This window comes from Rubripirellula obstinata (assembly GCF_001642955.1).
Lineage (GTDB): Bacteria > Planctomycetota > Planctomycetia > Pirellulales > Pirellulaceae > Rubripirellula > Rubripirellula obstinata.
Genome location: NZ_LWSK01000015.1, coordinates 28,690 through 44,737 on the forward strand (window position 1 = coordinate 28,690; position 16,048 = coordinate 44,737).

The 16,048-nt window shown below is 50.9% G+C and carries 7 protein-coding genes; 5 read left to right on the forward strand and 2 right to left on the reverse strand.

Features of this window, described 5'->3' with window-relative positions:
* Positions 1–143: 143 nt before the first annotated feature.
* The 4 genes from RC85_RS06805 to RC85_RS06820 all read left to right on the forward strand — a co-directional run bounded on the left by RC85_RS06805 (position 144) and on the right by RC85_RS06820 (position 5,087).
* Positions 144–1,235, forward strand: coding sequence for a glycosyltransferase family 4 protein (locus RC85_RS06805; RefSeq protein ID WP_068260278.1), 1,092 nt, complete (start codon positions 144–146; stop codon positions 1,233–1,235).
* Between the two features lie 368 nt (positions 1,236–1,603).
* A complete protein-coding gene (locus RC85_RS06810) occupies positions 1,604–2,374 on the forward strand; it encodes a hypothetical protein (RefSeq protein ID WP_068260279.1) in 771 nt (256 codons plus the stop codon).
* Between the two features lie 459 nt (positions 2,375–2,833).
* Positions 2,834–4,081 carry a lipopolysaccharide biosynthesis protein gene (locus tag RC85_RS06815; RefSeq protein WP_238383099.1) on the forward strand — a complete coding sequence of 416 codons (1,248 nt, stop codon included), beginning with the start codon at positions 2,834–2,836 and terminating at the stop codon, positions 4,079–4,081.
* Positions 4,082–4,133: 52 nt separating this feature from the next.
* Complete coding sequence (locus RC85_RS06820) at positions 4,134–5,087, forward strand: glycosyltransferase family 2 protein (protein WP_149752664.1); 954 nt, start codon at positions 4,134–4,136, stop codon at positions 5,085–5,087.
* A 30-nt stretch (positions 5,088–5,117) separates the two neighbouring features.
* On the opposite strand, the gene RC85_RS06825 is transcribed toward RC85_RS06820, so the two are convergent.
* On the reverse strand, positions 5,118–11,750 hold the full coding sequence (locus RC85_RS06825) for a malectin domain-containing carbohydrate-binding protein (protein ID WP_162273178.1): 6,633 nt from the start codon (positions 11,748–11,750) through the stop codon (positions 5,118–5,120).
* A 512-nt stretch (positions 11,751–12,262) separates the two neighbouring features.
* Positions 12,263–13,657, reverse strand: a complete 1,395-nt coding sequence (locus tag RC85_RS06830; RefSeq protein ID WP_068260287.1) for an O-antigen ligase family protein — start codon at positions 13,655–13,657, stop codon at positions 12,263–12,265.
* Between the two features lie 833 nt (positions 13,658–14,490).
* On the opposite strand from RC85_RS06830, the gene RC85_RS06840 reads away from it, so the two are divergent.
* Positions 14,491–15,792, forward strand: coding sequence for a lipopolysaccharide biosynthesis protein (locus tag RC85_RS06840; RefSeq protein WP_338060571.1), 1,302 nt, complete (start codon positions 14,491–14,493; stop codon positions 15,790–15,792).
* The last annotated feature ends 256 nt before the right edge of the window (positions 15,793–16,048 follow it).

Sequence of the window (16,048 nt, forward strand, 5' to 3'; positions counted from 1 at the left end):
GTTGCTTCGGATTGATTTTCTCATAATTGGATGGCGTAATTTTCGTCGATCAATGTAATTCGTTTTTCAATATGCATTTAAAGCCTTCTGTATTAGTAGTCGCTCCTGAGTTTCCGAAGTATTCCGAAACATGGATGACTCGCATGACCGAAATGCTTGCACCGAATGTCCAATTCGCAGCAATGTCAGGACGACAGGGCTACTCATGGGACGCCGTTGATTCATGCGCATTAACTCACGCGAACTTTCGAGGTATTCGAGGGCGTTTGAATCGCCAAATCTACATGAAGTCCGTTAACGGACAGCTTGTCAAAATTGTCAACGAGATGGGCCCTCAATCGGTTATTCTCATTCACTATTTGACCGCAGCCGTTCAACTTTCAGAGATGCTCTCTCTGGTGCCCAATCCTGTTTTTGTCCATTGCCATGGGCATGATGTTACCTGGAACAGAAGATCAGAGTTCTTGCCTTTCTTACCCGCACACGGATACGGCTACGTTTCTAAGGTAAAGGCAATCATGCCCAGAATTACGCCAATCGCTAATTCCAATGCCACCCGAGCAAAGCTAGCTGATATCGGCTTTGATCCAGATAGAACACCGGTAAAGTATCTGGGGGTGGAAGTTCCCGATGATATGCCTGCTGACCACCTAGAACCTACCTCTGAAAAGACGATTTTGTATTTAGGCAGGCTAACCGATTTCAAAGGTCCAGTAGAGACAATTAAGGCTTTTACACTGGCTTGCGAACGAGGATTAAATGCAAGACTGGTGATGGCCGGTGGCGGACACCAACAGAGTGCTTGCGAATCAGCACGAAAAGATAGTTCTGTTTCAGAAAAAATCGATTTGCTTGGCCCGGTGAATTCGCGAGAAGTCAAAGATTTAATGAGGGACGCAGTTCTATTCACCGCGCACAACAAGACATCTCCGCTAACCGGTCAAGAGGAAGCCTTTGGCGTTACGGTCATCGAAGCGATGGCACTTGGACTACCCGTTGTTACCGGTAGGAGCGGCGGGGTCTGCGAAACTATTGTTCATGAAGAAACTGGAATTCTTTTCTCTCCGGGTGACATCGAGGCACATGCAGATGCGCTTCTCAGGCTTTGTAACTGCCCTGAAGAAAGAGCGAGAATGGGACGTGCTGCACACAAGCGTGCAAAGTCATTGTTTAGTACAGAGAAAGAGAAACAACGACTGGACGAGATTCTTTTTAGTCTTTCGGCTGTGAACTGAATTTCGACTCCGTAGTCATCTCATCTCAACACAAGACCGAAACGCCCCTTCTTTCTATTTCGATTAAAAACCTGCAATACAAATGAATGCTGCTGCAATGTTTAATCGCTTTTTAAGAACTGCGAATTAGAATCTGAATAGCAAGCTCAGGAACGAGCCGGAAATTAGTGTCGCCTTTCGCTCCGCGAAAGTAGCGAATCCGCTGCTTTCGCGGATCGAAAGGCGACTATAAAAAGTCGCATGTTCCTTAGGTCGCCCCGCTTAGAAACCTGAGTTCCTAACTATCCTTCCCACAGTCGGTCATTCTCAACCGATTTCGCATCACGCTGTATCAGTTCTGCGTTCCCTATTTTTTGAAACATGCAACGATGATTGAAAGGCAGAGTAAAAAGCGATTTATTGTCTTAGCGACTCAGCGTTCGGGCTCCGTGTTTTTGGAAAAGTACTTGAACTCTCACCCCAAGATTGGCTGTTTTGGGGAAGTCTTGTTAGGCATGGGCAGTCCACAAACTCCATGGATTCCCGAATGGCTCACTCGCTATCGACGCCCACGTCTCGCCTGGTACTACGCACTGAGCGGAGCAATGCTCAATCCAAATGGAGCTGTTCAAAAAGTTTTCGATCAGGATCACGAGCGAGTTGGCTTCCGAGGAATGTACGACCAATTGGATGGCAGCCGCGTCCTAAAGCTCCTTGAAAAGGATACGGATGTTTCTGTCATTCACTTGACGCGAGAGAATGTGCTCAAGCAGTATGTATCTCGATACATCATGCGACGCCACCGTCGTCTGGGGCGAATTCGCGCTCACACGACTAAAGAATTGACGCCGGTCAAAGTTGCGATTTCCCCACAACTCGCTGAGAAAGATGTCCTTGAGCTCTTGTCTCAACGGAGCAGACTTGAAGAAGCATTTGAAGGTCACCGGAAAATTGAGCTGGTCTACGAAGAGATGATCCAAGGCAATCAAATTACGCCGAGTTCGGTAAATTCAATCTGCGAACTCCTGGAGGTGTCAAATGAATTTGCCGAGCCTGAGTTGAGGAAGATGAATCCGTCAACTCTCTCGTCGATGCTAACCAACTTTGACGAATGGCAATCACACTTCGAGGGCACCCAATTTGAGGAGCTTCTTGGATAACCAGCTTTCACTGAATCAACGTTCCTCTTTCACCAGACATTGCTTGGGACCGATAAACGCAGGAAAGCTTGGACACAGATTTCGAGGTATTCGTTGTTTTCTTGATGAAGATAGGGTGCGGATGCCAATCCATTAAAACCATACGGCCGACTTCCCAAAATCGTCTTTCCCAAGATGTTCCGAGGTGTGAACGGACACTAACTAACTATAGTTTTGGGTTATATCGATGATCTATCAATCATTTAATTCATCGTCTGCAGCCTGCCGGACGCCATTGGCGATTGAGACCGAACTTCTGAATACGAAATGAATAGCCCAGCGTCCGTGCGATCACTAAGGATTCCAGCCGTACTACGAACCGACATTGGTCGATTGGTAGCAAAGGGTGGCATGGCGTTAGCGATAAAAGTTTTTGGCGCTGGTTTTTCGTTCTTGATGTTTGTGCTTTTGGCGCGAACGATGACTTCCGATGAATTCGGACGACTTGGCTTTGCTTTCAGCGCGGCGACGTTTCTTGCGATCTTCGCAAGTTTCGGTCATTTCACGCTCTTGCTTCGATTTGTTCCGGTCTATCTCGAGCACCAAGATCGCGTCAAGTTGAGGCAGTTGTTGGTCTATTCGCTGCGAACGGTTGCACTTGGAATAGCCGGAACCGCTCTGATGGTTGTGTTGGCGACTTGTATTTCCAGCGGCACCCAGGAGTTTGCCTATGCATCGGTGACTGCTCTTTTGGTGCTAGCCTTCGTGATGGCAGACTACACCCTGAACCTGCTTCGCTCGATTGGTGGTGTCGTTAATGCGATTGCCCCTCGGGTGTTGGTATGGCGGGTCGCGATGGTCGCGATCGCTGGTGCGTGCCTTTGGATGTCGATTGAATTAGATGCCGAATCTGGTGTCTCTCTTTTGGCGATTTCACTTATCACCATCGCTTCACTTCAAGCATTGGTCGCACTTGGAAAGGTGCGTCGTTTCACCAATAAGCCATCCGCTGAAGTCGATACGGACGACTCACCTGAACTTGACCAATTTGACGTGACGTTAGTCGATCAATGGCGACGATCGGCTCGTTGGTTTTGGGGCGTCGCCGTAACTCAGGCAACGATGCAGAACATTGGCGTCGTCATTGTCGGCCTGATTTTGACAGCAGCAGAAACAGGAAAATTCTTTGTCGTGGTGAAGATTGCGATGGTTCTGGGAATGCCATTGATGGCAGTCAGTGTCGTTATCCCGCCTTTGATTTCAAAACACTATGCGGCGAAACAGTATAGCTCGATTCAAACGCTCTCTTCATCAATGGCCGGCATCGCATCGCTATTGATTCTGATTGGCGTTCTGATTTTGGTTTTCATTGGCGATACCGTTATCGCTCAATTCAACGAGAACTATCGAGATGGGTACTTAGCGCTACTGATTGCATGCTCTGGAATTCTGATCGATGCCTGCTTTGGGCCAACCGGATTTATCATGTTAATGACAGGCCACGAGAAACGTTTTCTTGCATTCGTTGCCGGATCGAACATCATCGCCTTGATTGCGTTGTGCATCCTGACAACCATGTTCGGTGTCGTCGGTGCGGCGACGTCGCTTCTGCTTGGTTCTGTGATGTGGAATTCATTGACGTGGTATTGGAGTCGAAAACACTTGGGGATCGATCCAACAATCCTTGGATTGATTCCGGCTCTCCGCCCCGAACCACGCCTTCAATAGTTCTTTGATTCCATACGAGCAACGTCAGATTATCAGCCCCGGTTCAACCAACATGAACGCTCCTAAAATTTCTGTGATAACGCCTGTTCTGAATGGAGAACGGTTCCTCTATTCAGCCATCGAGTCAATTCTAAATCAAACATTTGGTGACTTTGAAGTGTTGATCATTGACGATGGATCAACTGACGCTACTCCTGATGTCATTGAACAATTGAAGAAAGCGGACGGTAGAATCCGAAGCTTTCGGACGACAGGATTGGGGGTCGCACCAGCTTCAAACCTGGGGATTCAGGATGCGAAAGGTGAGTTTATTGCAAAGGTGGATGCGGACGACATCACAATGCCGGATCGCTTTGAAAAACAGATTCGTTTTTTCACTGAAAATCCTGACCATGTGGTTGTCGGCGGGCAGTGTGAGCTAATCGATGACGTTGGGCGTCCCCTCGGGCCAATGCACTTGCCAACCGATCACGAAGCGATTGATGCGTTGTTAATGGGGGGGCGAGGATCTGCAATTCTTCAACCCTGTGCAATGTTTCGCGCCGATGCGATACGTCGTGTGGGGATGTATGATCCGACACTCTTTTTAGCTGAGGATCATGATCTATTCTTGAAACTCGGAGAGATTGGCAAACTCGCCAATCTTCCAGATATCCTCGTACACTTTCGGAAGCACCCAACAAGCATCACCGGACTGGAACCCCTGCGGGTTGCCGCTCCGAGGACAGCTAAAGTACTCGCCAACGCGTTCAAAAGACGTGGCGTCGCAAACGAAGGGGTGACGATCAGGAATTACTTCCGCCCGGAAACCTACCATTCTCTATTCTTCAAATGGGGGATTCGAGCGTTAAGACATGGACACCTAACGACCAGCGCGCATTACTTATTTAAAGGTCTGACAGAATCAATCCTGCACCCCGTCATCGCGGTTAAAGAGATCAGGCGCTTTTTGTTTGACCGAAAAGACTTTCACTTTTCGGACGACGGATCAGCATTGCGTCAATGAACCTCTTTGTTGATGGTTGGACAGCTAGTGTTAGAACAGAGATGAAATGGCAGCGTCGGCAAACTCGTTTGCAATCAGCGTTTGATCTTCGTCATCAGCTTGTGGGAGTGTTGCTGATTGTTCAGTTTCCAAAGCCTGGCTGCCTCGGTTGATTCGACTCAGGTAATTGATGACTTGCAATGCATCCAAAGCCGTTGTCCTACCATCACCATTGACGTCTGTTGTTAGATTGCTGTCGGACTTGGTGCTGAAGACCTTCTCACCTTCGCCCGCGCCGGGAGAGCTAATCGAGTTCATCACCATCAAAGCATCAAGAGCGGTGACATTAAGATCGTCATTGACATCGAAGCTCGCAAACGTCGCTGGCCCGCTGTTGCCACCTTCCCGATCAGACTCGGGAACATTGGTCTTCTTGGCTGCATTTTCTGTCGTTAACTCGGTGTTTACCAACACTACCCGGTCGATGCGGAAATCTTTCGAGCGACCGCCGATCGAAAACGTGTGCATTCCAGGTTCCAGCGTGTAAGAAGCATCTGGGTTTGTGCCGGTTTGATCAAACTTAGTGTTCCAAGTCCATTGTCCTTGCACGCTTGAGTAGATCTTCTTCCAATTTCCTGAGTCCATCTTGACCCACACATCATTCGAGTCAGTCCCGGTACCATCATCGCGATGGCTACGAACCCGAAGTTGATAAGTTCCGGGATTCGTAATTAGTACACGGTATTCCAGCACTCCCAACGATCCTGCTTGGTCTTGGTCGTAAAGGTTTGGCCCATCCCAGCGGTAATACCCACTGCCAGTGAAGTCGGTGATGGACGCTTCACTTTCCCAATCGTCTGTAGCGGCACGGGATTCAACCTCCATGACCACGACGCCGTCCACTTCGATGAACGCTGGATTGTTGTCCGGATCGACGGATGGCTCATCAAGTTGAACCACCAATACCGGCGACACGTCGCTGGTGCGACCGTCGGCCTCCTGAACGACCGCAAGGAAATGGAAAATGCCTCCGTTGCTATCGCTTTGTGCCAGCGTTAGGGGAACGTCAACATTGCCACTCGCACCAATCGTCGCATTGAAGTGATCAACCGCAATCACACTGTTTGCCTCAAATGGATCAACATCAAAAACCGCAGTGGTGGGATCGAGTTGCCCTTCGGCGACCATCAGCCGTACCTGCTGACCAGGTTGCCCAGTCACGCGAATCGTTTGACTGGAGCTATTGATCGTTGTGGGTGTTGAAGCAACTCCCAACAATTCAATCCCCGGGGCTGCCGGTGCGTCAACCGCTGCAATCGAACTGCTCTCGCCGTCGGTGTTACCAGTGGCGAATACCGTTGAGGTCATCGTCGAACCGTCGCTGAAAGTGACAGTCATCGTGGCACCGGAAATTTCCAGTCCTGAGATGCTGCCTGCCCAGTCCGAACCTTGGCCATCGCTGGGGAGTCCCTTGATCGTTGTGGGGTCAATGTCGACACCAAATTCAATCGTCTCGCCAGGACCAAAATCCGTGAAGACCATCGACATTTGATAGAAACCATCCTGATGAGGCACCGAGAACGGATCACTGTTGGGTTTGTTGGGAACCACGAATCCTGTTTCTGGAACACCGCTGCTGGGGATCAATCCACGGGAAACAATGTCACCTGCTGTGCCTTGTGGATCAAAAACCACGTCGGGAAGGAACGTGGTGCTAAGATCAAAAGTTACCTCTGTGATCAGAGGCCCATCGGACTCTGATGCATTCGTCAGCTTTATCGAGTTCGTGTTGTACGTGCTAGCGTTGATACTGCCGTTTTGATTGACGATCAAGGATGCGGAACCCGGGACGTTGCTGGTTGGTGGTGCAGCCTCGACACCGAGGAAGTCCCAGGTCACCGGCACTTCACTGTTGGGAGTGGAGTCAGTGCTGATGACACCAATGGCCATATTAGCGTTGATCCAGCTTGCAGGAATCTGAGTGGTTTGTGGCAACGTGACTCTTTGGCCAAGATTACCGCCCACCGAAGCTTGATAAATAGCCTGGACAACGTTCGTGTCAGGATCGACACGTAAGTCAAGCTCGACGAAATCGACGTTCGCCACTGGCAGATTCGCTGTGCCGATGACACTTGCGTTGCCACCGACCTCTTTCAGGAATTTAACCTGCCCACCGTTGGCTCCCGTCACGACCAGCGACACGTAATTGTCCTGGTCGCCCGTGCCCAGGTAGAACCCCATTTCGGTATTGGGTTCAGGCGACAGTCCCGAAAACGGGCCGACAACGCTGGTCTTGCCAACGAACGCTTCAGACGTTGATCCGGCATTGAAGCCGAACTGGAGTGCTTGCTCTTGATCATTGGATGCCCCCAGTGCGGTGCCCGAGCCTGCAGCATCAATGGTCAAAACACCCGCCGCGCCGCCTGCGGTGACTGCACCGGCGTCGAACTGATCCAGATAATCATCTGAACCGTTCTTCATCAGGCCGGTGAAGTTTAAGTTCAACAGGCCACCTGAATTCGTTCCATTTTCCCAGGTGTAAATCGTTCCGATCGGCGTCTGACTTCCGTTGAATGCATCGATCGCGAACGCATCATCGATGTCTAGGACGGAATCGTTGTCATCGTCGTCATCCAACAGGTCAGAGGTGAAGTCACCGTCGTTGTCCGCTGGGAAGTCTGCGGCATTTGCAGGATCGGTTTCGTTGGCAAGCTCATCAGAATCGCTGTACATGTCACAGTCTTGGTCGCCGGGACACACGCTGTTGCCCCCATCGCTAGGCTCAAAGATGACGATTGAGTTGTTGACGTAGTCGGCGATCCAGATAGAACCAGCAAACACGTCGGAATCACCTTGGGTCGTGATATCCAAGGGAATTGCACCGACCGAACTGAACAGATTCGTCGTCGATAAGTCATCGTTTCCGGCACCATTGAGTTGAATGCGTTTCACATCATTGCCATAACTAACGGCCAGCAAATCACCTTTCAATTGGCCACCGAAATTAGACGCGGTGTACTCCGTCAAACCGTTGGTCGAATTATTGAACTGCACGAACGAGCCGTTCTTTCCTGGATAGCCACTGTTTGCAACGGAGGGCTCGAAAAAACTCTCCTGCGGATTTCCAATTGAGACCGGTGACTGAGGATTCGATGGGTTGAATTTGTTGTTCGTGCTAGCGCGGGTTGGGTTGGGGTGACCGGCGTAGTAGCCTTGCGAGTCAATGAGGTGCAAACCGTCGAGCATGGTTTTGCCGGGCTCGTTCACCTGGTTTGTTGCATAGTCATCGCTGGAGTTCCCCGGCGTCCCATTGTTATTGATGATGGGAATGTCTCCCCATCCGCTATTAGATCCGTTGTCGATCGAATACAGCTTGCCGGATTCCGTCAGTACGATGTCATAGGGATTCCGCCAGCCCGGTGAGTGAACTTGAACGGGGCCACCAGGAACCAACTTGGCTTGATTCTTTCCGTTATTTCCACCAAACGGGTCATTCAAATCGTTTGTACCTGGCCGATCCTGGTCATTGAGCGTGGGAAGGTCGTAGGTCGATTCACCAATCGCATCCAAATCAACGGAAAGAATGGCGGCAGACAATGCATATTCGGGTAGAAGGGCGAAGTTATTCGATGGCGCACCCATGTTGGTGTTGCCGCCCGCAGTCACGAACAATGTGTTCGAGGATTCGTCGAGCACAAGACCGTTGAGGCTGTGATTTTCTTCGCTGCGAGGCAACCCACGCACTAGGTCAAGCTTTGACCAAGACGAACCTGTCTTAGTTAGGCGGCTAATCACACCCGAATTCGTATCGAGGTTTAGATCGGTTCCCGAGGGGCCAGCTCCGATTCGTGGATCAGACGAGCCCGCGTAAATGACTGGTTGGCTGGCCGTACCAACAACCAATAGCCCCGTCAGCAACCGCGTATTTTCATTCGGGTTGGGGCTGCCATCGTCGTTGTGGTTTGGAATGTTCTTGATCTGGTTGATCGTTTCAACCGCAGTGACCGAATAGTCGGTTGGACCATTGCGTTGGATCGTCAAAGCCTTAATCGTTCCGTCTTGCTGCCCCACGTAAAGGCGTCCGTCAGGACCAAACTGCAGGGTTGTCGGATTGTTGACTCCGGCGTTGTTGAGCGTTGATTTCGAAAAATTAATCGGGCTGTTACCGCTGGTTCCCGAAAGCGGAATGGAAATCGGACCGCCGGTGCCGGAATGCTGGATCGTCAGGGTGCCGATTGAAGTTTGATCTCCAGTCGGGCTGTACTGAACGGGAACATTCAGAGCCTGTCCCGGAGCAAGAACAATCGGCAAAGATCCACTCTGCATGGTAGAGAACACCGCCGCACCACTGGTATTGATCGATGAAATCGTGATCGAAGGATCGCCGCTGGCACCGCCATTGGTCAGTGTCACGCTGGCTGTCTGACTGGATCCAGATGTGACATTCCCAAATGCTAATTCCGTGGGTGAAACCAGCAACGTGTTTGGGGGTGAAGGCAAGCTAATCACCTCAATCCCTTTGACGGCTGGGCTCTGTTTGACATGCCCAAAGTCAATGTTCAAAACGCTGTCGGAGCTAACGATGAACGACTTCATTACCCCCGTATATCCGCCGACGTCCGCGTAAACGTCATAGTCATCTAAGACGGTTTGTCCTTCAATCGAAACGTCGAAGATTCGCGCCCCGATGGACTGGGTCCCGGTAAATGTTTCAGCAAAGAATAAACGAACCTCATAGGGGCCGCTGGTGACAGGGAACTCCCATTTCATATCAGGATCGGCACCTTGATCCCAGCGTTCGGTTTGAAAAAGTGCCTGTGGCGTCCCCGAAGGAATCGATGGATCTGATAGATCAATCGGCTGCGTCGTTGACGCAAGCGTGTTACCTATCGCAGCAGCATTCAGATAGGGTGACCAAGTAACCTTTGTATCGGTGGTCCAATCGGGGGTGGACGCCAGATTTGGTCCGCCTGCATTGACTCGATATAGCGGACCGTCACCGGAATTTACGCCGCCAACATTGATGGTAAACGCTTCGGAATCCGACAATGCTGGCGAACCGTTGTCCGTCGCCGTGACCTGACCAGAGTACGTGCCGCTGCTGCCGACCGGTGGCGCAATCGTTATCAATCCACTGCCATTCCCATTGTCTTGCAACGTCACGAAAGAGGGGAAACCCGATTCAGACAAAGTTAGAATGTCGCCACCATCAGCATCCTGCGCTGACACGGGAACGCTGACCTGCGATCCAGGTGCAACCGTGATGTCGGAGATCGCGGACAATACCGGTGCCGAGTTTCCGCCGCCTGAGGTTAACTGCAAAATCTCGATCGCACTGATCATCGGATTTTCTGTCACACGTCCGAAATCGATATCAAGCACCGAATCCGACGTTACCGTGAACGACTTCATCACACCTTTATCTGCGCCAACATCGGCGAACACGTCATAGTCAATGAGCACCAACTGGTTTTCGATCGATACGTTGAACACCCGCTCTCCAACCGCTTGATTGCCGGAGAATATCTCGGCGAAAAACAGCCGTACTTCATAATCGCCCGCTGAAACCGGAAATTCCCACTCAAGCTCCGGTGCATCACCCGGATCCCAGCGGCCTTTTTGAAAGATCGCTTGAGGTGTTCCCGAGGGAATCGAAGGATCGGAAAGGTCAATCGACTGAATCGTCGAACTGATTCGATTGCCCGTTGCAACGGCGTTCGAATACGTCGATGGCAGTGACTTAGAATCTGAATCCCAGCCCAGCCCGTCGGCAACGCTTGGTCCACCTGCGTTGACTCGATACAGCGAACTACTACTGAAGGTCCCGCCACTGACATTGATCGAAAACGCTTCGGAATCCGACAATGCTGGCGAACCGTTGTCCGTCGCCGTGACCTGACCAGAGTACGTGCCGCTGCTGCCGACCGGTGGCGCAATCGTTATCAATCCACTGCCATTCCCATTGTCTTGCAACGTCACGAAAGAGGGGAAACCCGATTCAGACAAAGTTAGAATGTCGCCACCATCAGCATCCTGCGCTGACACGGGAACGCTGACCTGCGATCCAGGTGCAACCGTGATGTCGGAGATCGCGGACAATACCGGTGCCGAGTTTCCGCCGCCTGAGGTTAACTGCAAAATCTCGATCGCACTGATCATCGGATTTTCTGTCACACGTCCGAAATCGATATCAAGCACCGAATCCGACGTTACCGTGAACGACTTCATCACACCTTTATCTGCGCCAACATCGGCGAACACGTCATAATCGTTGAGCACCAACTGGTTTTCGATCGATACGTCGAACACCCGCTCTCCAACCGCTTGATTGCCGGAGAATATCTCGGCGAAAAACAGCCGTACTTCATAATCGCCCGCTGAAACCGGAAATTCCCACTCCATCTCCGGTGCATCACCCGGATCCCAGCGGCCTTTTTGAAAGATCGCTTGAGGTGTTCCTGAGGGAATCGAAGGATCGGAGAGGTCAATCGACTGAATCGTCGAACTGATTCGATTGCCCGTCGCATCAGCATTCACGTAGGCTGATGGGAGGGACTTGCTGTCAGCGGTCCAATCGCTAACGTCGTCAACGAGACCTCCACCCGCATTCACGCGAAATACCGTCGCCGCCATCAAGTGCCGAGGCTCAAGCTTCTCTACCAAAACTCTTCGACGACGGAGCATTCTCGCCCGCCTTCGATACGAACCCGCACCCCCGTTAGATCGAACTTGATTGCCTGACGATAAATACATAACGGCCTCAACGGGCAAGGTGTGTGGGGGCGGGCGAGGGGAGTACCGAAAAATCTCGCAAAGGCAGGACATCCTGCGCATCCTGCATAATCGCCGCAGTTTATCGCTGCTGAATCTGAATAGTCAATCACCATTCGAGAGACTAGGCTCTTTGGGGGAATTGACCCGCCTCAATCAATAAACAGCGGATGGCTCAACGGAAACAGGAGTTCCGTTGAACTCACAAAGCCAAGTGTCGCCGAAGTTTCGCCGAAGCGTCGCTGTTTCCTGTTTAATCAGTGACGCCGAAACGATGCGGTCACGATGCTCGAGGAGTGCCGCCTGACTGGCTTGAAAGCTCGCTCGCTTATAGAAAGCAGGCTGGCGGCAGGAGCTTGCCAGATTACGAAGCAATTTTTTTTGGTGAGAATGGCTTGCAGCCGTTGGTCAACTGAACAAGTTTCTCATTCGATGGAATTCACAGTTGAAACACTTGTAAATGCCGAGACGATCCCGATCGTAAAGAGCAACAAAAAAGAGAAATCAGGATCCAAATAAACCGAAGTCATTTCCAGCGAAACACCAAACAATATCGCCGAGAATGTGAGACAGGAGAGTTTTTCGCACGGATAAAGGTAGGTTGATGCCCGTCTAGCAAACGAGGCTGCTTGTGCAATTGCGACTAACAGTATCCCCACGAACAATGAGAGCCCGACCAGACCAAGACGAAGACCAACATTGAGGTAAGAGTTGTCAATGATCGCAACTTGATTTCTGGCTTTGGGGTCGCTGGGTAATCCCGGTATATTTGCTGGTGGAAAACCTTCGCTTGCCGCCGTTCCGTAACCCGTCATCCCACCCTTCATGATGATGGGAGCATAGAGCTTCAGCACGGTTAACCGATTTCGAGTTCCAGATTGAATAATTGGCTCTGATGACTCATCCAATTGAACGATTCTTTTGTTGTTGGTCTTCTCGATGCCTTGGTTGAAATATCGAAGCGAAGCCTCAAAATTGTTCCACAACAAAAAACACGCAATGAGGCCAGCAGGAATCAGAACAAACCGTGCCAATCGACTTTGAATGGTGATTACAAAACCGATCGACATCGCCAAAAACAGCAGCGGCCCCCGTGACACCGTCGCAAAAATACCGATCGTGGCGGTCGCGAGACTCAAAAATCCTTGTACGAGAGATCGAGCTTCAGACTTCAAAGTCTCGATCCTTGCGATCTGCCAAGGTAGCAAAAGCATTAAAATCACGGCTAAGAATATCGGATGCCTAACATTGCCGCTGGCACGATGAAAATACCCGTAACGAATTTGATCGCCAATCGTGACTTCATCGTCAATCTGCGAAACGACGGATGACCAAACGTTGCTAGCTGCAAAGCACTCGAAGATCGCCAGCAATGCAATTAACAGCCCAACAGTTGCAAACCAGGGTGCCAAATCGCTCAGCGAGCGGCGGCTGACGATCGCATAGCGTCCCGTGGCATAAGGCAACATCCATTCGCCGTAGGCTTGGCATGCTGTCCCGAAAAACTCAGCTCCCTTTGAAACATCAACGACGATGTGCCATACCAGGATCGCCGTAATCAGAACATCCAGCGCTGTCACGGTAATGAAAAACTTTCGGCCGGAGTGAAAGCAGAATGCCGTCAGCAAAACAATGGCGGTCGCGATCCGGACATTGATGGGTGTACCCAGAAATTCAATTTCAAACCAGCTAGCCCCCAGGAACGCCATCGCCATTCCCACACCAAGGATCATCTCTTTTCCCTTGGTTCGGCCGACCCAGAATGCGACTCCAACCGATAGCGTCAACCAAAGATAGAAGGCAAACTGATTGGAAAGCATTGAATCAAAGGGGGCTGGAGTCTGATCTTGGATGGGCGTTATCGACGCAATGCCCGCTAGATTTATTCAAGTTGGCATTCATGACAAAAATTCTCTCCCCGGCAAAATGCTGGCTTTAATTCTAATTGCCCGAGAATTTGAGACCCCCAACATTCCAAGAGTAATTGTCAAATGTTGTGTTCTGAGATGATTGAATCAGGCGGCGGTTTCAACCTGCATGATCCCGTCCTCGAAGGAACGTCCTTCGATAACGACGGTAATTTTTTCGTGGCAGTTAAGCCGTCTCTATTTTCGCCAATACTCTGCTCCACTGCGGCAATTGCTCTTCTCGCGGCGCGTGGCAAGGCTCTCGTAGATTGGGACAGGTTAGTTTTAGGGTAGTGGGTGCAGGCACGCTAATCGGCAAACATTTTTGTAAGCCTTAACGAGTAGAGCGAATTTCGGCATTTTGCAGCCCTGCCGTAACTCGCTTCGCTCGCTGCGGCCTACTTTTGGGGCTGCCCCGAAACAACTTCCCGTTTTCCCATTCGGAACGGCTCATTAAATCGACAAGCCCGTAAGCGAGGGATTTTGTTTGACGCGAAGATCCCTTGCTTACGCGTTTGAGTTGGGGTTGGGGTTGGGGTTTCGTCGAATCAAATCTCATTAAGTTATTTCGTGACCATTCCTTCCGGCCTCCGGCCGATTAGCTTGCAACAGCCCGGCTCTAGTTATACTGCTTACCCAGTCTAGCGGAATGTCTCCAAGAGTGAGTAAACCTAGGATCTTTGCAGTTGGGGTCTTTGCAGTCGTAATGAGGTTGAGTTGCAATTTTTAGTTTACTGAAGCGAATCATCTTGACTGCGTTTTGTCGCGGTCTTTCGGCTGCCGGTACGTTTGGCTTGAATGTGGTGCTGGCACGTCAATTGCCTTTGGCCGACTACGGTAATTTGGCTGTTTGCCTGACCGCTGTTTTGGCACTCGCAATCTTCTCGCGATTTGGATTCGAGACCTCGCTGTTGCGTTTTGGTGGCGCGGCGTGGCACGATGACAACCTCAATGCGTTTCGCCGAGTGGTCAACATTGCGCTGAAAGTCGTCACCTCCATCAGCGTCGTGGTGGCAATCGTGATCGGATTGTTGCTGTGGGTTTCGCCTTTCGATTGGGCTGCGGGCGAATTACTGCGAACCGTTTTGATCGCCGTTCCTTTTCTTGCGATCAGCAGCATTGTTGCATCCGGTTTTAAAGCAGCTCATCGCCCCGAGGCTGGGGCGTTGTTTGAAGTCGGTGGAGTCAGCTTGTTGGCTTGCTGCTTGGTCTTGGTTTTACCGTCTTTAGGGTACGCAGTAACGGCGCAGTCGGCTGCAATTATTTACGTCGGATCGTCCATTGCTTTTTGTGCGATTGGTCTTCTTTCATTGACACTCTTAAAACGCTACGCCAAGCCAACCAATGATCTTACGCAAGCTGATTCACCGGACGGCGATTTCAAGGACAGCAACGTCAAGTACAAAGAAGTTTCACTGAAGGAATACCTGACAACATCAAGTGACTTCTTGATCGTTGCGGGCACACAGTTCTTGGGAAATTGGAGTGGTGTTTTCTTTGTCGAGTACTTCCAGGACGAAACCGCGGCGGCACTGTTTTCTGCGGCTCGTCGAACATCGCTTCTTCCGCTGCTGTTGTTAAGCGTTGTCGTTGCTATCTGTTCGCCGAAGTTAGCTGGACTCTTTCAGGCGTCTGAGCCGGAACGCTTTCAGGCCCTGGTTCATCGATCTTCGCTAATCGTCTGTGCCGTGAACGTCCCCATCTTGCTGGTCATGGCAATCGGGGCACCGTGGTGGATGAACCTGTTCGGAAGCGACTATCAATCTCATTGGATTTTATTGACGGTTATGTCTTGCGGCCAACTCGTCGGTGCGGTGACGGGGATCGCGACCGGCGTGATGGGAATGACGGGACAGCAGCAATTGCTTCGGCGGATTTCAATCGTGTCTGCGGTTGCTGCCGTGATCTTGTCCGCGGTTTTGTCCGCAACCATGGGCGTGCTTGGTGCGGCCATCGCGGGTGCGTTCTATGCCGCTGGCCAGTCGTTGGCAGTCACATTTGCGGTCCGAAAGCAGCTCGGGTATTTCCCGACGCCTCGCTTGCGGTAAGGAACGTCCAACTTCTTATAGTCGCCTTTCGCTCCGCGAAAGCAGAGGATTCGCTACTATCGCGGAGCGAAAGGCGACACTAATTTCCCGCTCATTCCTAGGCAAAGGTAGATCACGAACGATTATTGTGGTGTGCAAGAGTCCCCCAATGATTAGAATCGCGTAGCAATTCGGATATTCAGCCGTAACTCAAGATCTCCAATTTTGTGGGGAATGAAACTTTATGCTGCCCTTTGGACTTATCGTGCTTAGCTTG